The 22,647-nt window shown below is 39.5% G+C and carries 21 protein-coding genes; 18 read left to right on the forward strand and 3 right to left on the reverse strand.

The features are described from left to right. Positions 1 to 27: 27 nt before the first annotated feature. The gene (locus tag BO15_RS0107320) at positions 28 to 888 is read right to left on the reverse strand and encodes a patatin-like phospholipase family protein (RefSeq protein WP_081828585.1); all 861 of its coding nucleotides are present in this window, start codon (positions 886 to 888) and stop codon (positions 28 to 30) included. A 150-nt stretch (positions 889 to 1,038) separates the two neighbouring features. Between BO15_RS0107320 and BO15_RS0107325 the strand changes: the two genes are divergently transcribed. The 16 genes from BO15_RS0107325 (at position 1,039) to BO15_RS0107400 (ending at position 18,012) form a co-directional block, all read left to right on the forward strand. Then, positions 1,039 to 3,879, forward strand: coding sequence for a glycoside hydrolase family 3 protein (locus BO15_RS0107325; RefSeq protein ID WP_242843758.1), 2,841 nt, complete (start codon positions 1,039 to 1,041; stop codon positions 3,877 to 3,879). A 20-nt stretch (positions 3,880 to 3,899) separates the two neighbouring features. Continuing rightward, the gene (locus BO15_RS0107330) at positions 3,900 to 4,982 is read left to right on the forward strand and encodes a PTS transporter subunit IIC (RefSeq protein WP_033153716.1); all 1,083 of its coding nucleotides are present in this window, start codon (positions 3,900 to 3,902) and stop codon (positions 4,980 to 4,982) included. 113 nt (positions 4,983 to 5,095) lie between these two features. Next, on the forward strand, positions 5,096 to 5,437 hold the full coding sequence (locus BO15_RS0107335; RefSeq protein ID WP_033153718.1) for a hydrogenase maturation nickel metallochaperone HypA: 342 nt from the start codon (positions 5,096 to 5,098) through the stop codon (positions 5,435 to 5,437). 22 nt (positions 5,438 to 5,459) lie between these two features. Then, on the forward strand, positions 5,460 to 6,293 hold the full coding sequence (locus tag BO15_RS0107340; RefSeq protein WP_033153720.1) for a formate/nitrite transporter family protein: 834 nt from the start codon (positions 5,460 to 5,462) through the stop codon (positions 6,291 to 6,293). A 33-nt stretch (positions 6,294 to 6,326) separates the two neighbouring features. Further along, entirely contained in the window at positions 6,327 to 7,022 is a 696-nt protein-coding gene (locus BO15_RS0107345) for an MgtC/SapB family protein (protein WP_033153722.1), read from the forward strand. A 21-nt stretch (positions 7,023 to 7,043) separates the two neighbouring features. Beyond that, positions 7,044 to 8,621 (forward strand): helicase HerA-like domain-containing protein, encoded by a 1,578-nt coding sequence (locus BO15_RS0107350; RefSeq protein WP_033153724.1) that lies wholly within the window; start codon positions 7,044 to 7,046, stop codon positions 8,619 to 8,621. Positions 8,622 to 8,700: 79 nt separating this feature from the next. Then, positions 8,701 to 9,963: a transglutaminase domain-containing protein gene (locus BO15_RS13185; RefSeq protein ID WP_052169828.1), complete on the forward strand. Its 1,263-nt coding sequence runs from the start codon at positions 8,701 to 8,703 to the stop codon at positions 9,961 to 9,963. A gap of 6 nt (positions 9,964 to 9,969) precedes the next feature. Next, positions 9,970 to 10,689 (forward strand): aspartate/glutamate racemase family protein, encoded by a 720-nt coding sequence (locus BO15_RS0107360; protein WP_033153726.1) that lies wholly within the window; start codon positions 9,970 to 9,972, stop codon positions 10,687 to 10,689. Between the two features lie 4 nt (positions 10,690 to 10,693). Continuing rightward, positions 10,694 to 12,214, forward strand: coding sequence for an amino acid adenylation domain-containing protein (locus BO15_RS0107365; RefSeq protein ID WP_033153727.1), 1,521 nt, complete (start codon positions 10,694 to 10,696; stop codon positions 12,212 to 12,214). Positions 12,215 to 12,336: 122 nt separating this feature from the next. Continuing rightward, entirely contained in the window at positions 12,337 to 12,570 is a 234-nt protein-coding gene (locus BO15_RS0107370; RefSeq protein ID WP_033153729.1) for a phosphopantetheine-binding protein, read from the forward strand. Positions 12,571 to 12,573: 3 nt separating this feature from the next. After that, positions 12,574 to 14,166: an MBOAT family O-acyltransferase gene (locus BO15_RS0107375; RefSeq protein ID WP_033153731.1), complete on the forward strand. Its 1,593-nt coding sequence runs from the start codon at positions 12,574 to 12,576 to the stop codon at positions 14,164 to 14,166. Positions 14,167 to 14,175: 9 nt separating this feature from the next. After that, complete coding sequence (locus BO15_RS0107380; protein WP_033153733.1) at positions 14,176 to 15,237, forward strand: SGNH/GDSL hydrolase family protein; 1,062 nt, start codon at positions 14,176 to 14,178, stop codon at positions 15,235 to 15,237. 114 nt (positions 15,238 to 15,351) lie between these two features. Beyond that, positions 15,352 to 16,164 carry a flagellin gene (locus tag BO15_RS0107385; RefSeq protein ID WP_033153750.1) on the forward strand — a complete coding sequence of 271 codons (813 nt, stop codon included), beginning with the start codon at positions 15,352 to 15,354 and terminating at the stop codon, positions 16,162 to 16,164. Positions 16,165 to 16,329: 165 nt separating this feature from the next. Then, on the forward strand, positions 16,330 to 17,202 hold the full coding sequence (locus tag BO15_RS0107390; RefSeq protein WP_033153752.1) for an NAD(P)/FAD-dependent oxidoreductase: 873 nt from the start codon (positions 16,330 to 16,332) through the stop codon (positions 17,200 to 17,202). A 30-nt stretch (positions 17,203 to 17,232) separates the two neighbouring features. After that, a complete protein-coding gene (trxA, locus tag BO15_RS0107395; protein WP_033153754.1) occupies positions 17,233 to 17,544 on the forward strand; it encodes a thioredoxin in 312 nt (103 codons plus the stop codon). Positions 17,545 to 17,565: 21 nt separating this feature from the next. After that, positions 17,566 to 18,012, forward strand: coding sequence for a MarR family winged helix-turn-helix transcriptional regulator (locus BO15_RS0107400; RefSeq protein ID WP_033153756.1), 447 nt, complete (start codon positions 17,566 to 17,568; stop codon positions 18,010 to 18,012). Here BO15_RS0107400 and BO15_RS0107405 read toward each other — a convergent pair. Together BO15_RS0107405 and BO15_RS0107410 are read right to left on the reverse strand one after the other, a co-directional pair. Beyond that, positions 18,005 to 19,189 (reverse strand): hypothetical protein, encoded by a 1,185-nt coding sequence (locus BO15_RS0107405; RefSeq protein ID WP_033153759.1) that lies wholly within the window; start codon positions 19,187 to 19,189, stop codon positions 18,005 to 18,007. The genes BO15_RS0107400 and BO15_RS0107405 overlap by 8 nt on opposite strands. 9 nt (positions 19,190 to 19,198) lie before the next feature. Further along, a complete protein-coding gene (locus BO15_RS0107410) occupies positions 19,199 to 20,146 on the reverse strand; it encodes a tetratricopeptide repeat protein (protein ID WP_033153760.1) in 948 nt (315 codons plus the stop codon). A 164-nt stretch (positions 20,147 to 20,310) separates the two neighbouring features. Between BO15_RS0107410 and BO15_RS0107415 the strand changes: the two genes are divergently transcribed. Together BO15_RS0107415 and BO15_RS0107420 are read left to right on the forward strand one after the other, a co-directional pair. After that, positions 20,311 to 20,760 carry a hypothetical protein gene (locus BO15_RS0107415; RefSeq protein WP_033153761.1) on the forward strand — a complete coding sequence of 150 codons (450 nt, stop codon included), beginning with the start codon at positions 20,311 to 20,313 and terminating at the stop codon, positions 20,758 to 20,760. Positions 20,761 to 20,788: 28 nt separating this feature from the next. Beyond that, complete coding sequence (locus tag BO15_RS0107420; RefSeq protein WP_052169829.1) at positions 20,789 to 22,642, forward strand: ATP-binding protein; 1,854 nt, start codon at positions 20,789 to 20,791, stop codon at positions 22,640 to 22,642. The last annotated feature ends 5 nt before the right edge of the window (positions 22,643 to 22,647 follow it).

The following is a 22,647-nucleotide window of genomic DNA, read 5'->3' on the forward strand; positions in this document are numbered from 1 at the left end:
GAAAGCATAATAAAAGAGCTTATTTGGCTAAGCGGTCAAATAAGCTCTTATTTTTTCTAGATTTTCTGTGGCAATGCGTCTACCGATATCGTAAACACGTTGCAATTCTTCTGGGTTCTTTTCTGTAGCACCAATATTAAGTGGAGCATCTGGCCTGATTACAAAGGCATTACCGTTTGCTACCTGTTTTTTAACGTATGCCTTTTGGGCATTGTACATGTTGTGCCTGTTTTCCATAGTGTCAATCATTCGTGGATATTTTCTTAAAAGCCATCTAATAATTCCCATGTATTTCTGAGGCTTTTTAATATAGTTCGCTGGCTGGGTTTCGATAACAAGGATTTTGTCACAGCCTTGCTTTTCCATAAAGCGAAGAGGAATGGAATCTGACATTCCACCATCTAAATATAAATCATCTCCAATTGGAACAGGTCTTGAAACTGCTGGCATAGAAGCGGAGGCTCTAATCCAGCGAATGTCTATTCCATCTGGAGTGCCGTCATAGTTATCGCATTTATGATATACCGCATTTCCGGTAGATAATTCAGTGGCAACACAGAAGAAATCCATAGGATTCTTGTAAAAGGTATCGTAATCCCATTTATCAAGCTCGTATGGAAGAGTGCCATAGCAAAATGGCACATTGTAAATGTCTCCAGTTTTAATAAGGGAGCTAAAGCTAGCATAGCGCTTGTCGTTACAGTATTTTTTATTGTAGCGAATACCACGTCCTATCTGTTTTGATTTAATATTAAGTCCAAATGTGGCACCAGCTGAAACACCAACAGCACAATCGAAATCAATATTGTTTTCCATGAGAACATCAATTACCCCGCAGGTAAACATGCCTCTCATGGCGCCACCTTCCATTACTAATCCTTTTTTCATAATAATTCCCTCAATTCTCTATAAATAAAAACTTATCATTGCGTACAATTAATTGCAAGTTTTTATTGATAAAAAAGACCAAAATTTAGAGCGATTTTCGTAAAAATAAATGATGCAAGGTATGGGGCCGTAATGTATACTCTTGAAAGGATGTTTTGGAGAAAGGATATTGGAGGAATGTCAGGAAAGCTATTTGACGAAAATAGATTTGCAGCTGTGGCTAGACGCGCAGTTGCTGAAGGTGTGGTGCTTTTGAAGAATGATGGTAATGTTTTACCACTTCAGCAAGGTACCACTATTTCATTGTTTGGACGTAGTCAGTACAACTACTATAAAAGCGGTACCGGCTCAGGTGGTATGGTTAATACCAAGTATGTTATTGGTGTAAAAGAAGCACTTGAGGCTGATGATAGATATAATCTGAATCAGGATTTAAAAGCTATCTATGATGAGTGGATTAAGGATAATCCATTTGATGCAGGAATCGGTTGGGCTAGTGAACCATGGTTCCAAAAGGAAATGGTAATCACTCCAGAAATAGCAAAAGCGGCAGCAGCTAAGTCGGATGTTGCAATTGTGCTAATCGGTCGTACAGCAGGTGAGGACCAGGATAATAGTGCAACAGAAGGAAGCTATCTTCTAACAGAAGATGAGCATACAATGCTGAAAAATGTTACCGAGGCCTTTGAAAAGACAATCGTTCTTTTGAATGTTGGTAACATTATCGATATGAAGTGGGTTAAAAAGTACAACCCAACCGCTGTTGCATATATCTGGCAGGGTGGACAGGAAGGTGGAAATGGTGTCCTTGATGTTTTATCAGGGGATGTAAATCCAGCAGGTCGTCTGTCTGATACTATCGCTTATGATATTGAGGATTGTCCATCTACAGCAAACTTTGGCAAAAAGAAGAGAAACATCCAGCAGGAAGATATCTATGTTGGATACAGATATTTTGAAACATTTGCAAAGGATAAGGTTCTATATCCATTTGGATTTGGATTATCTTACACAAGCTTTGATATTAAGTGCAAGGACCTAAAGTTTGATGTTGCTAATGGCGCTACTGTGAAGGCAACAGTTACTAACACCGGTGCACGCAAAGGACAGCAGGTTGTCCAGCTTTATTTAGAAAAACCTCAGGGCAAGCTTGGAAATCCAGCTAGAGTGTTGGTAGGCTTTGAAAAGACAAAGAAAATTGAGCCTGGTGAAACAGTGGAATGTGAAATCCATGTACCAACATACTATATGTCTTGCTACGATGACTCTGGCGTTACAGGCCACAAAAGCGCCTATGTGCTAGAGCAGGGAACTTATACATTCTACGTAGGTGGCGATGTGCGAGCAGAGGAGTCAGCATCAGTAGATATTTCTGAAACTATTGTGGTGGATCAGAAGTCAGAGCTTATGGCACCTACCATTGACTTCACAAGATTTAAGCCTGAGGCAAATGCAGATGAAACATTCTCAGTTGTTTACGAAGCTGTTCCAACTGCAACTAAAACTACAATCGAGCATCGTCTGCAGGAGCTTCCAGCTGAAATCCCTCAGACAAAGGATATGGGCTACAAGCTTGTGGATGTTGCTAAAGGCAAGGTTTCTATGGATGACTTTATTGCTCAGCTTTCAGACGATGATTTGGTAGCAATAGTTAGAGGAGAGGGCATGAGCTCTCCAAAGGTTACACCAGGAACAGGTGGAGCATTTGGTGGTGTTACAGATTCGCTTTTAGGCTATGGTATTCCAGTTGCTTGCTGTACAGATGGCCCTTCTGGAATCAGAATGGATTCAGGAAAGAAAGCTTTTGCTATGCCAAATGGAACACTTCTTGCAAGCACTTGGAATCTTGAATTAATGGAAGAGCTTTACCAGTGGGAAGGTTTGGAGCTTCGTAAAAATAAAGTAGATGTATTGCTTGGACCAGGTATGAACCTTCACAGAAATCCTTTGAATGGTAGAAACTTTGAGTATTTTTCAGAGGATCCATTCCTTACAGGAAAATGTGCAGCATACCAGTTAAAGGGTATGCATAAATACGACATTACAGGAACAATAAAGCATTTTGCCTTGAATACACAGGAGACATCTCGTCACTATGCGGAGCATGTGGCATCAGAGCGAGCAATCAGAGAGCTTTATTTAAAGGGATATGAGATTGCTGTTAAGGAAGCAGGCGCTCATGCGGTAATGACCACTTACGGTCCAGTCAACGGAAGATACACATCTTCAAACTTCGATTTAGTTACAAAAATCCTTAGGGATGAATGGGGCTTTGAAGGTATTGTAATGACAGACTGGTGGGCAAAAGGTGGAAATACAGGAGCTGGAGATGGGGCAGATATGGCAGATATCGTAGCTGCTCAAAACGACCTTTACATGGTTACAACAAGTGCTGCAGACAACACCAACAATGACAATTCATTGGAAGGACTAGCAAATGGTACAGTAACCAGAGCTGACTACCAGCGCTGCGCTGCTAACATTTGTAGATTCATTATTTCAAAGCCAGTGTTCTTTAGACTTATAAATGAAAACAATGAGATAGATAATCAGCTTTTAGATGAGGCAGATGAGGAAGAGCTTTCATATGACAACATGATAGACTGTAATTTTAAGGAAAGTGATGTCTTTTTCGTTAATCCAGCTGAAATCAAAACAGGACGAGATAGTGCCAACATGCTTTCTGTTGCAATCAAGGAACGAGGGGATTACAGGCTTAACATGACTGTGCGTGCAAAGAACCTCAGTGCTCTTGCACAAATTCCTTTGACAGTTTTCAGAGATAGAGATATCGTAAAGACGATAACCCTCACAGGAGAGGACAGAGAGTGGCAGACAGTTTCTGTAGATTTCACAGACTGCTTTGCAAGCTTCTATATCAAGCTTTACTTTGCCCAGGATGGTATGGAGATAAAAGATATTAACGTAGAATTTGTATGCTCAAAGGAGCAGGAGATTCACGATATGCTTGCTCGACTTGGAGAGGATTAAAAAGTTAGGAGAATTGTTATATGCGAGATTTTTTGAAAAGAAAAAACATCGAGATTTCTGTTAAAAGATATCTTGTAGATGCTCTTGGGGCCATGGCCCAAGGATTGTTCTGTTCACTTCTTATTGGAACAATCATCAATACCATTGGAACTCAGTTTGGAATTGGATTTTTGACTGTGCCTGTAGCTACTGTTGCTGGTGTGGAGTACACCGTTGGTGGTCTTGCTACAGCCATGAGTGGTCCTGCTATGGCAGTTGCAATTGGATATGCTCTTCAGGCACCGCCTCTTGTACTGTTTTCACTTATCACAGTAGGATTTGCTTCAAATGCTCTTGGTGGGGCAGGTGGTCCACTTGCAGTTTTATTTGTAGCAATCATTTCAGCAGAAATTGGTAAAGCAGTTTCAAAGGAAACAAAAATCGATATTTTGGTTACACCTCTTGTAACAATAGGTGTTGGTATTGCTCTTTCAGCTTGGTGGGCTCCAGCACTTGGAAAGGCTGCCAGCTCAGTAGGAACACTTATTATGTGGGCAACAACAAAGCAGCCATTTGTTATGGGAATTCTTGTATCAGTAATCGTAGGTATTGCACTTACACTTCCTATTTCATCTGCAGCTATTTGCGCAGCACTATCACTTACAGGACTAGCAGGTGGTGCAGCAGTAGCAGGATGCTGTGCACAGATGGTAGGCTTTGCTTTCATGAGCTTTAAGGAAAACAAATGGGGTGGTCTTATTTCACAGGGCATTGGTACATCAATGCTCCAAATGGGAAATATTATCAAGAATCCTCGTATTTGGATAGCACCTATTTTGTGTTCAGCCATCACAGGTCCACTTGCAACATGCCTTTTCAAGCTTGAGATGAACGGACCAGCCGTTTCATCAGGTATGGGTACATGCGGTCTGGTAGGTCAGATTGGTGTGTATACAGGCTGGGTAAATGATGTGGCAGCCGGCTCAAAAGCTGCAATCACAGCATTTGACTGGATTGGTTTAATACTTATTTGCTTTATCCTTCCAGCAGTGCTTTGCCCAATCTTCAACAAGATTGCGATGAAGCTTGGATGGGTTAAAGACGGAGACATGAAACTTCAATAAAGAATTTGGCAGCAGTTTTCTGCTGCCTTTTTAATTGTCAAAAAATATTTGTTTATAACACCAATATGAAATAAAATAATAAGAAAAGTAAGGTTTTTAAATGAGAGGTTGAAATGCACGAACTAGCAGTGACACAATATGTTTTTGAATTAGTCAATAAACAGGCCGAAAAAAACAATCTTTCAAAAGTAAATAGTATTCATTTACTGATAGGAGATCAGTGTGATTATGTACCTGAGATTATCGAAGAATATCTGCAGGTCATGAGCGAGGGAACACCTCTTGATGGAGTAAAGGTGGATGCCAAAGTTAAGGAATCGAAGGTTGTATGTAAGGACTGTGGCGCAGAGTTTACCAGACATGAATTCAAGGATGTTTGCTTAAAATGTGGGAGTAATAATTTAAAACTTAATCGATGCACCGATTTCATTGTGGAAAGAATCGAAGCAGAGTAGGGTTTTAAGAAGGGGAGGTTATATGGACAAAATTTTCAATTCACCAGAAGAGGTGATAGAGGCAAATATTTGTGGAGGGGAGAAGAAGGTTAGCCTTCCACTTCTAAAGATGATATTGCTTGGAATTATGGCAGGAGCATTTATTGCTCTTGGTGCTGCCACCAGTTCAACAGCTGCTCATGCAGTAACAAATGTGGGGCTTTCTCGTTTTGTGGCGGGAGCTATTTTCCCAGTAGGACTTATGCTTATCACATTTATTGGTGGAGAGCTTTTCACAGGCAACTGTCTTACATCAATGGGGGCAATGGACCACAGATTTTCATGGGGAAAGGTGGTCAGAGATCTTTGTATCATTTGGTTATCTAATCTGGTTGGAGCCTTAATCATAGTGGCTCTCACTTATTTCTCAGGAAATCTTGACTATTCAGCAGGTTTGCTAGGTGCATACTCAATAAAGGTTGCTCTTGGGAAAGCTACAATCACTCCTATAAAAGGAATTGCATCGGGAATACTTTGTAATATTCTGGTTTGTGCCGCCATCTTAATGGGTGCAGCAGCAAAGGATATTTCTGGTAAGATTTGGGCTATTTTCTTTCCTATCATGGCATTTGTGGTAGGTGGATTTGAGCACTGCGTTGCAAACATGTTTTACATTCCAATGGGCATGCTTGCTGCTACCAATGATACATATGTTGCAAAGGCTGCAGAGGCATACGGTATCACCGCAGATCAGCTTGCTAATCTTTCTGTGGCTGGATTTTTTGCAAATCAAATTCCAGTCACAATCGGAAATATCTTAGGCGGAATGATTTTTGTTGGTTTGCCATGTTATTTGGCTCACTGCAAAAAGAATTAGCATAATACAGACTAAATAATTGAGGTGTTATATATGGTAAATACGATAATAGATTACTTGCAGGGCATGGATGATTTGGCAGTGGCGATTAGACTGGTGATAGCGACAGCCTGTGGCAGTCTTATTGGATGGGAGCGTGTAGTTAGAAGACACAGCGCAGGTATTCGTACCTTTGCACTTGTCAGCTTAGGTTCAGCAGTTGCCGCAGTATTAAATATCTATCTGGCCCTTATTCCTAACCTGAATGCTGATGTAAGCCGTATTCCAGCAGGCGTTGTCAGCGGTATTGGCTTCCTTGGTGCAGGTACTATTCTTGTTACAGGACGAAATCAAATAAAAGGTCTTACAACAGCCGCAACACTTTGGGTTGCTTCATGTATGGGTATGGCTTTTGGTGCAGGATATTTATCAGTGGGGTTTGTATGCTTTATCCTTGTACTTATTGCTAATCTTTTACTTATGCACTTAAGCACACGTGTTGAGGAAAATAGCCGATATGTGAGCCTTTACATCGAAGTAGAAGAGACAAACGGTATCAAGAAGCTTCGTAAAAGCTTCGTAGGAATGGGCTATCAAATCACTAGCATGAATAAGACAAAGGATAAGACCTTATCTGGTACAGATACGGCGCTTATGATTGATTTGGACTTCAAGAAGAGACATTCACACTTAAAGCTTATCGATGATCTTAACAATCTTGATTTTGTAAGTTATGTTGAAGAAGTTTAAATAAATATTGGGAGGGCGATTATGATTAGAGAAGGTAAGATTTGGGTTGCAAATACGGAAAAGTCAGAACCGGTATATTTACTACCACAGATGTCAAATAGACATGGACTTATCGCTGGTGCCACAGGTACAGGAAAGACAATAACACTTAAGGTTTTGGCGGAAGCATTTTCTGATTTGGGTGTACCTGTTTTCCTTGCAGATGTAAAAGGGGATATTGCAGGAATGATTAATCCAGGCCAGGATAGTGCCGATATGCAGGAGCGCATTAAAAGGTTTGGACTTGATAAGGCTGGCTTTGAGTACCATGGATATCCTGTTACTCTTTGGGATATCTACGGCAAAAATGGTATTCAGGCACGTACCACAATTACGGAAATGGGCCCACTTTTACTTTCTAGAATTCTTGGCTTAAACGATAATCAAAGTAGCATACTTTCCATTGTGTTTAAAATCGCAGATGAAAGCAATCTTGCCTTAATAGATACAAAAGATTTAAAGTCCATGCTTAACTATGTGTCTGATAATAATAAGGAGTTTGAAGCTGACTATGGAACTCTCAATAAGCAAAGCATAGGTGCTATCCAGAGAGCTGTAGTTGCTCTTGAAATAGCAGGGGGAGATAAGTTCTTTGGCGAGCCTGCTATGGATATCAGAGACTTTCTTACATTAGGTGAGCAGGGCAGAGGTATGATTCATATTTTGGATAGCCAAAGCCTTGTAAACGACGGCAGATTATATTCCACATTCCTTCTTTGGTTGCTTTCTGAACTCTTTGAAACAATGCCAGAGGTGGGCGATTTGGACAAGCCAAAGATGGTATTCTTCTTTGATGAAGCTCATCTTTTATTCAATGATACACCAAAGCCTTTGCTTGATAAGATTGAGCAGGTGGTAAAGCTTATCCGTTCAAAGGGAGTCGGCGTATTCTTCGTTACACAGAATCCTCGTGATATTCCAGATGGAGTATTGGCACAGCTTGGCAACAAGGTACAGCATGCACTTCATGCGTACACTCCAGCAGAGCAAAAGGCTGTGAAGGCAGCGGCAGATTCCTTCAGAGAGAATCCTGCATTCAAGACAGCAGATATAATCGAAGCCCTTGGAACAGGAGAGGCAGTTGTTTCATTCTTGCAGGAGGATGGCACTCCATCAATCGTAGAAAAGGTTGCTGTTCTACCACCTCAGTCCCAAATGGGTGGAATTGATGATGCTTCTAGAGATAAGGCTATAAAGTCTAGTATGCTCTATTCTAAATATGCAAATGGGGTAGATGCTGAGTCAGCCTACGAACTACTTCTTCGTATGGGTGTAGAAAAGGAACAGGCAGAAGCTCTCGCAAAGGAAGAGGAAGAAGCTGCAAAAGCCAAGGCAAAAGAGGAGGCTGCAGCAGCAAAAGCAGCAGAGCGTGAAAAGGAAAAGGAAGCCAATCGCAAGAAGCGCGCAGCAAAATCAGTAGGTACAACTGTGGCAGGCACTGTAGGACGTGAGCTTGGCAAAAAGGTTGGCAAGCAAATCGGAGGAAAGTTTGGTCAGACACTTGGTGGCAACACTGGCGCTCAGTTGTTTAGAGGTATCCTTAATACGTTGATTAAGTAAAAATCTAGCTAAATTTGACTATAATAACCATGATTGCTAAAATTATCATTGAGTGTAATCGCTCGGGAGAATATGTATCATGGGAATGACAAAATCGCCAAAAAAGAAAAAGAAAAAAACTAGAATGATATATAGGCTTTTCATACCATTAGCAGCTGTTATTGCAGTCTGCTTAGGTGTGGGAGCCTATTTTTATTATGACTATTCAAGCAGGGTGTATTCTAGCTGTGTTGTAGAACTTGGTGGGGAAGTTTCTGCAGCAGATTTTCTGAAGAATCCAGATCAGACAGCGGAGTTCACAGGTGACACAGTTATTACTACCGATTTTCCTGGCACCTATGATGTAGGGATTATCTCCGGTAAGTACACCTACCAATGCACTTTGGAGGTACAGGATACAGTTGCTCCAGAGCTTACTGTAAAGGAATTGACTCGCACAAAGGAAGAAATTCCAGCAGCCCAAGATTTTGTTGAATCTGTAAGTGATTTATCTGGGGATGTTTCAGTATATTTTGGTGAGGCCATAAGCTTTGATAATTATGGTCAGATTCCTATCACTATTGTTGCTGAGGATGGCTCAGGCAACAAGACAGAAGCAGATACAGTTCTAAATCTCGTTCAGGAATACGATATAGAGCCTCCAATTATTGAAGGCCAGCTTGATAAAACCGTATATGCAGGTACTTCTGTCAGCTTCAAAACTGATGTGATTGTTACCGACAATGTGGATACTGATATTGAGGTTCAGGTGGATAGTAGCAAGGTTGATTTGGATACACCTGGTGAGTACACTGTGGTCTATACAGCTACAGATTCCATGGGCAACATGGATTTAAAAGAAGGCACAATCACAGTGATTCAGCAGGAATACACTGAGGAAGATGTATTCGCTTTAGCTGATGAGGTACTGGAAGAAATAATCACAGATGATATGTCAGCCTATGATAAGGCTCATGCTATTTATGTGTGGGTGCAGGGTAATATCGGTTACAGCGAAAGTGAAGATAGTGGAGATTGGCTGAAGGGTGCCTACGATGGTCTTAAAAACAGACATGGTGACTGCTACAACTATTTTGCAGTAAGCAAGGCTTTGCTCACAAGGGCAGGCATTCCAAATGAGGATATCGAAATCATTCCAACAGCCACAAGACATCATTATTGGAATGTAATAGATTGTGGTGAGGGCTGGCGTCATTTTGACACCACACCACGACTGGACAAAAGTTTCAAAGGCTTCTATCTGACAGACGAGGAATTAATGACATACTCAGATGCTCATTATCATTCTCACAACTATGATAGAGAAATTTACACATATTTTAACGACAATCAGGAGCAATAAGGGAGAATGAAAAAGTTAGGTATAATAGGTGGCCTGGGACCTATGGCTACAGCATATTTTATGCGCCGCATTATAGAGATGACAGATGCAGCCACCGACCAGGATAATATTGAAATGGTGATTTATAATTCCCCATCTATTCCAGACCGCACAGGCTATATCTTGGACAATACAAAGGAAAGTCCACTGCCAAAGATTATTGATTTGGCAAGTCGATTGGAATTACAGGATGTGGATTATATAGCAATTCCATGTATCACTGCACACTATTTCCATCAGCAGATAGCAAAGAGTGTGGATGTGCCAGTTTCCAATGGAATTAGAGAAGCAGCAGATTATTTATCAGAGCATGGTATAAAAAAGGTTGGCATCATGGCCACTGATGGAACAGTTTCAACCAAGCTTTTTGACTCCGTGTTTATGGATTATGGCATTCAGTGCGTTTACCCGGACGGGGAATATCAAAAGCTTGTAATGAGCATCATTTATGATGAGGTAAAGGCAGGCAAGCCTGTTTCCATGAAGGAATTTGAGTTGGTTAAAAATCAGCTTTTAGATTCCGGAGCGGAAGTAGTTATTTTAGGATGTACAGAGCTTTCTATAGCAAAAAGAGATAATCATATAGAAGGTGTTCTTGACATAATAGATGTTTTGGCAAGGGATTGTGTAATGAAATGCGCAAGGCTCAGGCCAGAATACAAAGAATTAATATATAAAGAAGGATAATGAAATGCAAAACAATGTTTTAGACTATATTAACGATAGTCTTGTAAGAGTACCAGACAAGATTGCATATGCTGACGACGAGGTACAGCTTACATTTTCTGATGTTAAAAGCATCATGGATTCTGTAGGAACAAACCTCCTTGAACTGGGATGCAGCAGAGAGCCGGTTATTGTATTTATGAAGAAGAGCCCAAATACAATTGCTACTTTCTTCGGAGTAATCAATGCAGGATGCTACTACGTACCAATCGATAGCGAAATGCCTGCTACACGTATTCAGCTTATTCTTGAAAATTGCAAGCCAAAGGTTATCATCTGCGATGATTCCACAGTGGATATTGCAGAAGGTTTTGAGTATAAAGCTAAGGTTTTATTGTTCAAAGATATTGTAAATACTAAGCCAGATGTGGATAAGCTTGCTTTAGTTAGAAAGAAAGCTATCGACACTGATCCAATCTATATCGTATTTACGTCAGGATCTACAGGAGTGCCAAAGGGAGTATGTGCTTGCCACCGTTCAGTAATCGATTATATCGAGCAGCTTTCAGAGACACTTGGATTTAATGAGGATACTGTTTTCGGAAACCAGACACCACTTTATTTTGATGCCTGTCTCAAGGAGCTTTATCCAACACTTAAATTCGGGGCAACCACTTATCTGATTCCACATTCATATTTTATGTTTCCTATTAAGCTTGTGGAATACATTAACGAGCACAATATCAATACAGTTTGCTGGGTTGTATCAGCCCTTACAATGATTAGTGCTTTCAAGACCTTTGATACGGTTGTACCACACACATTAAAGACAATCGCATTCGGCAGCGAAGTCTTCCCAATCAAGCAATTTAGATTGTGGAGAGAAGCAGTGCCAGAAGCAAAGTTCTTCAATCTCTACGGACCAACAGAGGGTACAGGAATGTGTTGCTACTATCCAGTGGAAAGAGAGTTTGCTGATGACGAGGTTATCCCTGTTGGCTTCCCATTTAAAAACACAGAAATTCTGCTTTTGAAGGAAGACAACACATTGGCAGCTGATGGAGAGCAAGGGGAAATCTGCATAAGAGGTACATCAGTAACACTTGGATACTACAACAATCCAGAAAAGACTTCTGAGGCGTATGTTCAGAACCCATTGAATACTGCATACCCAGAAATCATTTATAGAACTGGAGACATTGGCCATATCAACGAATACGGTGAGCTTGTGTTCCATTCCAGAAAAGATTTCCAAATCAAGCACATGGGACACCGTATCGAGCTTGGGGAAATCGAAGCCAACGTAAACCTTGTTCCTGAAATAAAGCTTTCAGGTTGTATCTATGCCAAGGAACAAGGCAAAATAGTGCTTTACTATGTGGGTGACATCACAGAAGGCGACCTTATCAAAGCATTAAAGACCAAGCTTCCACGCTACATGCTACCAAACAAGGTGAATCGCCTGGAGAACATGCCATTTACAGCAAATGGTAAAATAGACCGTGTAAAGCTAACACAAATATACATTGAAAGCACAGCTAAATAATTAAAGTTTTAGATGAGCTGGTAGGCATCAAGCTCTTTGGTCTCTCAAGCGAAGCATTTTCGCTGAGCGGAGAGACACTAAGGCTTGTAGCCGTAACCAGCGGATTATAGGAGGATTAGAAAATGAATGATTTATTAGAGATTTTGGAGGATTTACATCCTGAGGTTGACTTTGAGACAGCCACAGATTTAGTTGATGGAGGTATCCTTGATTCCTTCGACATAGTTTCACTTATCTCAGAGATTAACGAGACATTTGATGTTACTATTGGAGCTGCAGAGCTCACACCAGAGAACTTCAATTCCGCAGAAGCAATCTATGCTTTGATTAAGGAAAAGCTAGACGACGAGGACTAAAGAATGCTTTTTACTTCATATGGATTTATAGGATTTTTGCTGGCAGTATTTGTGCTGTATTATTTGATTCCTAAAAAGATGCAGTGGCCTTTTTTACTTATTGCCAGCTACATTTTTTATTTCATAGCAGATCCTAGATATTTGATTTTCATTGCTATCACAACAGTTACTACCTTTTATGGTGCAAAGGTTATCTCAGATAAAAAGGTGGCCTTTGATGGATGGTTTAAGGAGCATAAAAAGGAATATGAAAAGGAAGAACGTAAGGCCCTAAAGGCAAAGGAGCATAGCGCTGAAAAGAAAATCTTTTTAGCATGCCTTCTTTTCAATTTAGGCATACTTGCAGTTACGAAATATACAAACTTCACCATTGCCAATATAAATTCCTTACTATCTGCCTTTGGTAGAGCAGATGGGATTTCTTTTGTAGATTTAATCATTCCAATGGGAATATCTTTCTACACATTCCAGTCTATGGGATATCTTATTGATGTTTATAACGGCAAGCATGAAGCACAGGATAACCTTTTCAAGTTCGCTTTATTCGTATCATTTTTCCCACAGCTTGTGCAGGGACCAATCAGTAGATATCACGATTTGAGCCAGACTCTTTATGAGGAGCATAGCTTCAATTGGAAGACAGTGAGCTTTGGATTAGAGCGTATTCTGTGGGGCTTTTTCAAAAAGCTTGTTATCGCAGATAGAATCCTTGTGGCTGTTCAGGCAATCATTGCAGACACAGATACCTACAACGGTTTCTATGCATTTGCTGGCGCAATGTTTTATGCACTTGAGCTTTATGCAGATTTCACCGGTGGAATCGATATTACTATTGGTGTGGCAGAGACTATGGGAATCAAGGTTACAGAGAACTTTATTCGCCCATACTTCTCAAAGAATATCAAGGAATACTGGAATAGATGGCATATTACCATGGGAACATGGTTCACTGATTACATTTTCTATCCAATCAGTGCCAGCCAGTTTATGATGAAGCTTTCAAAGAAGAGTAGAGCACGCCTTGGAAACAATCTTGGTAAGAGAGTGCCTGTATATCTTTCAAGCTTTATTGTATGGTTTACAACAGGTATTTGGCATGGAGCAAGCTGGAACTTTATTGTATGGGGACTTGGCAACTTTGTAGTTATCATGATTTCTCAGGAGCTTGAGCCATTTTATCGCTGGTTCCATTCAAAGGTTCATGTGCGAGGCACATTTGGCTGGAGATTGTTCCAGGTAATCAGAACTGTTCTTATTATGTCCAGCCTTCGTATGTTTGATTGTTACAGAGATGTTCCACTTACATTCAAAATGTTTGGAAGCATATTCAGCCAGTCAAGCCTTAGCCAGATAAATGCCGAGGCTTTCATTGGTATGGGGCTTACAGGATTCGATTATCTTGTAGTTTTTGTGGGGATGCTTATTCTTGTAACAGTCAGCCTTATTGGACGAAGTGGAAGTGTGCGTGAAAAGATTTATGGACTTGCTGCACCTGTTCGTTTCATTATTTGGTATGGACTATTTATGGCTACATTAGTATTCGGTGCATATGGCATCGGTTATTCAGCTAGCCAATTTATTTACAATCAGTTTTAGTCGGAGGGTATGATGAAAAAGTTTATAGCGATTATATTATCTTTAGTCATTGCTCTCACCGGCATCTTTCTTGCCTCCAAGCTGCTTGAGCCTAAATATATGTCAGGCATTTTGGAAGGAGCAATGATTCAGGAATACTATGATGATCCTACAGATCATAATGTGGTATTCATTGGCGATTGTGAATTATACGAAAACATTTCTCCTGTTTATCTTTGGGAGAATTATGGTATCAATTCATATATAAGAGGAAGTGCCCAGCAGTTGATTTGGCAGTCATATTATCTTGCTGAGGAGACAGTCAAAATGGAGCATCCTGATGTGATTGTTTTCAACGTGCTTTCTATGAAATATAACGAGCCACAGAACGAGGCATATAACAGAATGACTTTGGACGGCATGAAATGGTCATCAAGCAAAGTAAATTCCATAAAAGCTTCAATGACAGATGAGGAAAACTTTATTGACTATGTTTTCCCTATTCTTAGATATCACTCTAGGTGGAGTGATTTATCTGCAGAAGATTTTAAATACATGTTCCACAGAGATAAGGTTTCCTTCAACGGATATTATATGCGAGTGGATGTAAAAGCTGCAGAGAACGTGCCAGAGGGAAGACCTCTTGCGGATTATCAGTTTGGCGACAATTCTTACTATTACCTTGATAAGTTAACAAAGCTTTGCAAGGAAAATGATGTTAAGCTTGTCCTTGTAAAGGCGCCTACACTTTATCCTTATTGGTATGATGAGTGGGACCAGCAGATTAAGGACTATGCATCAGCTAATGGTTTGGACTACATCAATTTCCTAGAGCTTCAGGATGAGCTTGGTCTTGATTGGAGCCAGGATACGTATGATGGCGGTCTTCATTTAAATTTGGCAGGAGCAGAGAAGCTTTCTGATTATGTGGGAAACATGCTTACCACTGAGTACGGCATTCCAGATAGAAGAGACGAGAGTGCTCTCAATGAATACTGGGATAAGGTAATTGAAAGATACAATGCTGAGATAGAAAGGCAAACTACGAATATTAAGCTATATGGCACTGTCCATGGCCCAGAAGAACAGTAGTACAGAATCATCACATAAAATTCACATGACTTTATGACGACGCGGTGTTATAATACGTTTACAAATTGGAAATTTATGCAGTTATGTAACGTTTTAAGATTGAGGTGAGTTATTATGAGGATTCAATCTAATGTAAACACAGCACAGTATCAGAACACAATTAATAAAAGAAAGGAAACTGAGGAGCAGCAGAAGAAAGCTTCAAAGGAACTTTCAACAGGTAAAAAAGTAAATACAGCGGCAGATGATGCAGCAGCATTATCAATTTCACAGCAGATTATGAAAGAGGCTAAGTCCCTTACAACAGGTAGTAGCAATATTTCCTATGGAATAGACGCTACCAACATTGCAGATGGAGCCCTTTCTAATATTACAGATTCTCTTGGAGATATTGAGCAGAACACAGTTCGAGCAATGAATGGTCTCTATTCAGAAAGCGACAGAGCTATTCTTCAGGAGGCAAATGAGCAGTCTGTAGCCACAATTAATCAGACTATTAATCAGGCACAGTACAATGAAAAGAATCTACTTGATGGTTCAACAGGAGATATAAATATCTACACTGGTACATCAAGCACTACAATTCAGGAAGCAGATGCAAAGGCTGCAATTGCTGATTTAGAAAACTTTGATGTTTCTGGAAATGGAAATAATATCAGCACTGATGCTTTGGATAATGCATATTCTTCAATAAGTGATATGCGTAGTCAGATTGGTGCCGAGACAAATGGCTTATCAGCTGCCTATAATGTAAACAACAATACAGCTGAGAATCTTACAAGTGCACAGGCTCAGAAAGAAGATGCTGATTTTTACGAGTCAGTTACTAAAATGAAGTCAAGTGGAGTGGTTGGAGCTGCCCAGAATATGGCTTTAAAGAATCAGATGGAAAGCCAGGAAAATCTTGTATCAAAGATGTTCCAATAAACAATGTATTTTAATTATAATTGCCCTAGACAGTAAAATGCCTAGGGTTTTTATTTTATGAAAAATGAGTTGACAAATGCAATTCAATTGAGTACAATTAAATCAACTTAAAAGATTGCACACAATTATTATATCGTTTTAAAAGAGTTATGGAGGTTTTAAAACATGGAAAGATTTGATATTGCAGTTATCGGTACAGGCCCTGCTGGATTAGAGGCAGCTATTACAGCAAAGGTTAGAAATAAATCAGTACTTCTTATTGGAGGAAAGGGTTCTTCTGATAAGGTTTCGAAGGCACACACTATTCAGAATTACTTAGGTTTACCTGATGTAGCTGGTGCGGATATGGCAAAGGCTTTTCTTGATCATGCTACAGGAATGGGCATTGAAATCACAGAAGACAAGGTAAATGCCGTTTATTCAATGGGGCAGTATTTTGCAATTCAGTGCCATAATGGTGATTATGAAGCAAGCTCAGTTATTATTGCAGCTGGTATGACTACAATGAAGCCATTCCCTGGTGAAATGGAAAACCTTGGAAGAGGTGTAAGCTATTGCGCAACATGTGATGCTGCTTTGTATAAGGGAAAGACAGCAATCATCCTTGCTTACAGTGAAGAGGATGAGCCAGAGGCTGAATTCTTAGCAGAGAGAGCTGACACAGTTTATTATTTGCCACAATACGAGTATAATGGAAATCTAAGTGGTAATATTAAGGTAACATGCGATGTAAAGCCAGGCACAATCGAGATGAAGGATGGTACGGCTGTTCTTACAACAGATGGCGATACATTCTCAGCAGATGGAATCTTTATTTTAAGACAGCAGATTGCTCCATCACAGCTTGTTCCAGGTTTAAAGATGGATGGAAATCACGTTGAAGTAGACCGTCAGATGAATACAAACATCAAAGGTTTATTTGCATGTGGCGATATTACTGGTACACCATATCAGTACATTAAGGCCGCTGGTGAAGGAAATGTAGCAGCACTTTCAGCTGTTTCATATTTAAATGAATTAAAAAAAGCGCAAAATTAGTTATTGATTTAGAACGAAAGGAGATATACTATGGTAAAGAAAATTAATCAGGATGAATTTAAGTCAATGGACAAGTCAGGTGTTTCTGTTTTAGACTTCAATGCAACATGGTGTGGTCCATGTAAGATGCTTGCTCCAGTTTTGGAGGAGGTTTCTGAAGAGCTTTCTGGCAAGGCTAACTTCTACAGTGTTGATACTGATGATAATCCAGATTTAGCAAGAGAATATGGTATTATGAATATTCCTGCAATCGTTGTTTTAAAGGATGGCGAAAAGGTTGACATGAACGTTGGTTTCGTTCCAAAGGAAGCACTTTCTGACTTTGTGTCTAAGAACTTATAATTAATAAGAGGTGAGTATTAAATGAGTGATAAATTTGATTGCTTGAAAATTTCAAATCAGCTTTGTTTTCCGCTGTATGCTTGTTCAAAGGAGATTGTAAAGAGATATAAGCCATATCTTGACCCAATCGATCTTACATACACACAGTACATTACAATGATGGTAGTTTGGGAAGAAAAGGAGATTACTGTTAAGGCTCTTGGAGACAAATTGTTCCTTGATTCTGGCACACTTACTCCAGTTCTCAAGAAGCTTGAGCAGAAGGGTTATGTTAAGAGAAGTCGTTCAAAGGATGATGAAAGAAATCTTATCATCACACTTACTGACAAGGGATTGGAATTAAAAAAGCAGGCATGTGAAATACCTGCTAAGATGGGCAAATGTGTAAGTTTATCACCAGAGGAATCTTCACAGCTTTACAGTTTGCTATACAAGATTCTTGGATCTTTCCCAGAAGAAGCTAATTAAAAAGGTTAAATAGATCCACATTTTCACGAGCTTTAGAAATGACATCGTCTACGAAAGAGGCGGTGTCATTTTTTATTGTATCCCAGTCGATGACTTCAACATTGGATAAATCAGCGCCAGCATTATCAAAGACATCTCCCATATTTTCTACAGTTTGAAGAGTGCCCTTCATGTAGCCTTCCCCTAAAACTTCATCATTTTTTGCAACTTCAATATTGGTAACTTCTGCTTTCATACCAGAATCAATAAAGTTTAATAATACTCCACAATCAATGGAATATACATCGCCGTTGGATGCATAGTAAGTAAGATTATCCGTAAAAGAGTTTGTATATGTGGTGCTTCCATCTCGTTTGATAGTGACAACTGCAAGCTCATCGTCTGGAAGAGGAGCATAAAACTCCATGGTGTTAAGGTTCTTGCCGTAGACAGCGAGATACTCACCCTCATTCTTGTAAGATAAATCAAATACGATCTTTCTTGTGTGATTCCATTTATCTAAATAAAGAGAGCATGTTATATCGTGGTCGGGAGTTTTCATTCCAAGCAAATCCCAAATGAAATCACCCTCGCCTGCAGGTATAGTGATTTTAAATTCAGAGGCTTCCGTACCATCCTCGTCAGTATAAACTTCACCGGTTTTAGCTATTTCTATGCTGTGCACAAAGTTCCAGATATTACGTTTATTATTGTGGAACCATTCACGGGAGATATCGTTGTTCAGATTTGGAGCCTTAAGGAATAAATCCTCGCCAGTATCAAATCCGTAGGAGATGTCCCCTAAAAGAGGTGCAACAAGATAGACGGTATCATCCTGGGCATAGATATCTAATTCGCCTACATTTAAAACTAATACATTAAGATTAGAGTTGCAGGAGAATTTTTTTTGCTCATAAGAGCGTTCACCCTTTATGCTACCGCTGATAGAATATGGAAAGCCCTTTACTTTTTTGATGTAGGCGTTTCCGGAATAGCGAATGTCGGAATTTGTGTAGTTTCTAAATAAATCCTTTAGGTCGATATTGTAGGCCAAGTAATCTGGACTGTTCAGCGTGGATTCAGAAAAATTAATAACTGAAGCTAACACTCTTACTGTAGGATTAAAGTCCAATTCTGCCTTAATAAATATAGATATTGCAAATACGATAATTATTGTTATTCCAATTTTTTTCTTCATAATAAGAAATTATAAAAGTTCTATTGGAGTATCTGCAATAGACAAAGCGATGGCAGTGTCCATCTCAAGTAGATGTTGTGTGGCTTCTGTATCTGCAACTTCGATTGTACCTTCAGCAAAGCGAACGCAAGCCTGTTGGTATTTTTCTGTATCACCACTGTTGCGATATACCATCATATAAAGCTTCGAAGCTTCTAGCTTCATATGAATGTTGTTGGCAATTGTTGCGGAAGAATCCAAGCTAAGAGCCACAGCCTCAGCACGGTCATATTCTTTCATTCCACAGAAGGTCTCAATAAGGAGCTTCAAGTCCTCGATGTAATCCTGAATAGTGATTTTTGAGCTTTTAATAAAGGTTACCAATTCGTCTATATGGTCATATACATATTGATTATCGCCCATGCGATGATGTAAGTTTGCTTCCAAGACAGAAAGACTAAGGTCGTGATGGTGCATGTCGTTTTTGGTGGCTATTTCAGAACCTCGTTTTAAATAGCTTTCAGCTTCTGCATATCTGTGCACATGTAAGTAGCAATAGGCAAGGTTAAGGCAGGCTACTAAATAAGAATGAGGTTCGTTTGGAAAATCATCTCCGTGGTCTTCCAAATCCTGAAGAGCCATCTTTCCATAGTTAGCAGCACTATCGTAATCGCCTAGTATCATATAACGATTACAAATAGTGGTATAGAAGAAATGCTTCGCACCAAGTATTTGATGCTTATCAATAATATCAAGAGCGTTTAGACACTTATGAAGCATCTTACTATCATAGCCCATAATTCCATAAGCAATAGCAAGACCTCTGAGAGTGAGGATGTATTGCTTATAATCTTGTAATTCTTCATAGACGCTTGCAGCCATATTAAGATTGTCAATACCTGGCTCAAGGTTGTTTGAATGGACTAAATACATTCCCTTGTCATAATACTCTTTTGCAATTTGTTCTGAACTAGCCATAGTAACCTCCTATGCAAAACTCACAAATACATCACCATAAGTATATCATTTAATAATAGTACTAATATTTAAAATTCTGTGACGTTTTTCGTAATTTGTTGTTTTGACTCAAATTAAATATTACAATTACATTAGTATTTTATGAGAATTACGGGGATTGAATTATGAAAAGGACTAGTTTATTTATCTACGAAATAGTGCTCGTGGCAGGAGCACTAATATATTTATTTATTATTGGCCTTTTGATTTTGGGCGAAAATGCTTTGAAAGAGGAGCGAACCTACACGTCATTTAATCTTGAAAGTTATAATGATGGATGGTATAGAATCTACTCTGATGGTACCAAAGAAGCCATAGAAATTCCAGGACAGTATCAGCCTGATTCTTCACATGAGTTTGTAATTGAAAAAGAGATTAATGTAGAAGAGCCTTTGTTTGTCAGTTTTGATTCTGCAAAGCAGGATATTAATGCCTACGTAAACAGTGAATTGAGATATAGTTATTCAACTAAAGATTCACGATTATTTGGAGACAACAGTCCAGGCGCGTTAATGTTTATTCCTGTTTATCCAGAGGATAATGGTCAAGATTTGCGAATAGTTTTTTATAGGTGACAATAATTATTCAGGAGTTCTTGGTGAAATGTGCATAGGAACCCAACTTGGTATCACCAAGAATCTCTTTACTAAAGAGAAGTATTCGCTAGTTTTAACATTGATGCTACTTATACTTGGATTTATTGCATTTATAATTGGCCTGGTTGTAAGAGCTACTTATGGAAGGACCATGCCTTTGTTCTACGCTGGCTGGGTAGTTATGTGTGCAGGAATGTGGTCACTTGCCGAATCCAATGTAAGGCAGTTTATAGCCCCAAACTTTTCACTTTTGTCATATATGACATATCTAAGCTTGATGATGCTTCCATTTGCTATGGCATTTTATTTTGACAGGCTTCAGGAAGGACGCTATCGTATTTTCTATTTGATAGTTTCAGTGCTTGATGTATTTTGTGGCTATATAGCAATAATGCTTCAGTTCTTTAATAACACTGATTTAATTAATGTGTTGCCATATGCTTTTGTTGCTATTGTACTTACAATGCTAATATTTATTATTTCCATTGTCATAGATTTTATCCAAGGACGCTTGAAAGATAATTGGCCAGAATTGGTTGGGGTAGCGGGAGCTCTTATAGCTGGTTTTGCACAGATTCTTTCCTACAACAGTAGACCGACTACTGTGGAAAGAGGAATCCTCTTATTTGGCTTGCTGTTCTTTATTGTTATGTCATATTTCCGAGCACTCACAGATGTGCGTACTATGGAAAGAGACATGTATGCAGCAGTTAAGGCACAGGATGCCAGCACAGCATTCCTTACAAGAATGAGCCATGAAATGAGAACGCCTATCAATGCAATCCTAGGAATGAATAAAATGATTCTTAGAGAGAGCAGAGAGGATAATATTTTGGATTATGCCCGTGATGTTAACAGCGCCGGCAACTATCTGCTTGGAATAGTAAACGAGGTACTGGATCTTGCTAAGGTAAGTGCAGGCAAGATAGAGATAGTAGATGAAGAGTACGAATTAATGGATATGGTGCGTGAGTGTTACGCACTTGTTCGCCCTAGAGCAAAGGCTAGTCGATTATCCTTTGAAGTGGATATGAGTGACGTGCTTCCAGAAAAGCTAAAGGGCGACAAGGAGCACATCATACAGGTAGTAACAAACCTTCTTACTAACGCAGTTAAATATACACCTGAGGGAAGAATAACACTTTCTGTTCAGGGAAAGATATCAGAAGGCAAGCTTCTGTTGATAATCACTGTAAGAGATACAGGAATAGGTGTAGCGGAAGAAAGCATCCCATATTTGTTTGATTCATTCAAGCGAGTAGGGGAGTTTGCACAAAGCAAAATCGAGGGAACCGGTCTTGGTCTTACAATTACTAAGCAGCTTGTAGATTTGATGCATGGACAGATAGCTGTAGAATCAGAATTAGGTAAGGGCACGTCATTTACAGTTGTAATCCCACAGGAGATATGCTCAGTGGAACCATGTGGCACATTCTCTATGGGACCTAATGGCGACAGACGTGTGGCTGACAGACATGAAGTATTTGATGTGATTGGCGCAATACTTGTAGTAGATGATGTAGCTATAAACTTAAGAGTGTTCTCGATGCTATTAAATAATACTGATGTTACTGTTGATACAGCAATCAGTGGAGCAGAAGCAATAGAGAAGATAAAACGAACAAAATATGATATTATATTTATTGACCATTTGATGCCTGGCATGGATGGACTCCAGTTAAAGGAGATTATGGATACAATAGAGAATAATCCAAACAAGGATACACCTCTTATCATGCAGACAGCAAATGCAGTTGTAGGCGCTAAAGAAGAATACGAGGGTCTTGGTTTTAGCGACTACATCGAAAAACCAATCAAAGAAGAGGAGCTTAAAAAGCTTCTCAGAAAATACATGATATAAGGAGA

Origin of the sequence: Pseudobutyrivibrio ruminis HUN009 (assembly GCF_000703005.1) — a bacterium.
Classification (GTDB): Bacteria; Bacillota; Clostridia; order Lachnospirales; family Lachnospiraceae; genus Pseudobutyrivibrio; species Pseudobutyrivibrio ruminis_A.

Bases quoted from the DNA above. Each gene is read 5' to 3' on its own strand.
- BO15_RS0107320 (WP_081828585.1), bottom strand. From the start codon at position 888: ATGAAAAAAGGATTAGTAATGGAAGGTGGCGCCATGAGAGGCATGTTT.
- BO15_RS0107325 (WP_242843758.1), top strand. From the start codon at position 1,039: ATGTTTTGGAGAAAGGATATTGGAGGAATGTCAGGAAAGCTATTTGAC.
- BO15_RS0107330 (WP_033153716.1), top strand. From the start codon at position 3,900: ATGCGAGATTTTTTGAAAAGAAAAAACATCGAGATTTCTGTTAAAAGA.
- BO15_RS0107335 (WP_033153718.1), top strand. From the start codon at position 5,096: ATGCACGAACTAGCAGTGACACAATATGTTTTTGAATTAGTCAATAAA.
- BO15_RS0107340 (WP_033153720.1), top strand. From the start codon at position 5,460: ATGGACAAAATTTTCAATTCACCAGAAGAGGTGATAGAGGCAAATATT.
- BO15_RS0107345 (WP_033153722.1), top strand. From the start codon at position 6,327: ATGGTAAATACGATAATAGATTACTTGCAGGGCATGGATGATTTGGCA.
- BO15_RS0107350 (WP_033153724.1), top strand. From the start codon at position 7,044: ATGATTAGAGAAGGTAAGATTTGGGTTGCAAATACGGAAAAGTCAGAA.
- BO15_RS13185 (WP_052169828.1), top strand. From the start codon at position 8,701: ATGGGAATGACAAAATCGCCAAAAAAGAAAAAGAAAAAAACTAGAATG.
- BO15_RS0107360 (WP_033153726.1), top strand. From the start codon at position 9,970: ATGAAAAAGTTAGGTATAATAGGTGGCCTGGGACCTATGGCTACAGCA.
- BO15_RS0107365 (WP_033153727.1), top strand. From the start codon at position 10,694: ATGCAAAACAATGTTTTAGACTATATTAACGATAGTCTTGTAAGAGTA.
- BO15_RS0107370 (WP_033153729.1), top strand. From the start codon at position 12,337: ATGAATGATTTATTAGAGATTTTGGAGGATTTACATCCTGAGGTTGAC.
- BO15_RS0107375 (WP_033153731.1), top strand. From the start codon at position 12,574: ATGCTTTTTACTTCATATGGATTTATAGGATTTTTGCTGGCAGTATTT.
- BO15_RS0107380 (WP_033153733.1), top strand. From the start codon at position 14,176: ATGATGAAAAAGTTTATAGCGATTATATTATCTTTAGTCATTGCTCTC.
- BO15_RS0107385 (WP_033153750.1), top strand. From the start codon at position 15,352: ATGAGGATTCAATCTAATGTAAACACAGCACAGTATCAGAACACAATT.
- BO15_RS0107390 (WP_033153752.1), top strand. From the start codon at position 16,330: ATGGAAAGATTTGATATTGCAGTTATCGGTACAGGCCCTGCTGGATTA.
- trxA (WP_033153754.1), top strand. From the start codon at position 17,233: ATGGTAAAGAAAATTAATCAGGATGAATTTAAGTCAATGGACAAGTCA.
- BO15_RS0107400 (WP_033153756.1), top strand. From the start codon at position 17,566: ATGAGTGATAAATTTGATTGCTTGAAAATTTCAAATCAGCTTTGTTTT.
- BO15_RS0107405 (WP_033153759.1), bottom strand. From the start codon at position 19,189: ATGAAGAAAAAAATTGGAATAACAATAATTATCGTATTTGCAATATCT.
- BO15_RS0107410 (WP_033153760.1), bottom strand. From the start codon at position 20,146: ATGGCTAGTTCAGAACAAATTGCAAAAGAGTATTATGACAAGGGAATG.
- BO15_RS0107415 (WP_033153761.1), top strand. From the start codon at position 20,311: ATGAAAAGGACTAGTTTATTTATCTACGAAATAGTGCTCGTGGCAGGA.
- BO15_RS0107420 (WP_052169829.1), top strand. From the start codon at position 20,789: ATGTGCATAGGAACCCAACTTGGTATCACCAAGAATCTCTTTACTAAA.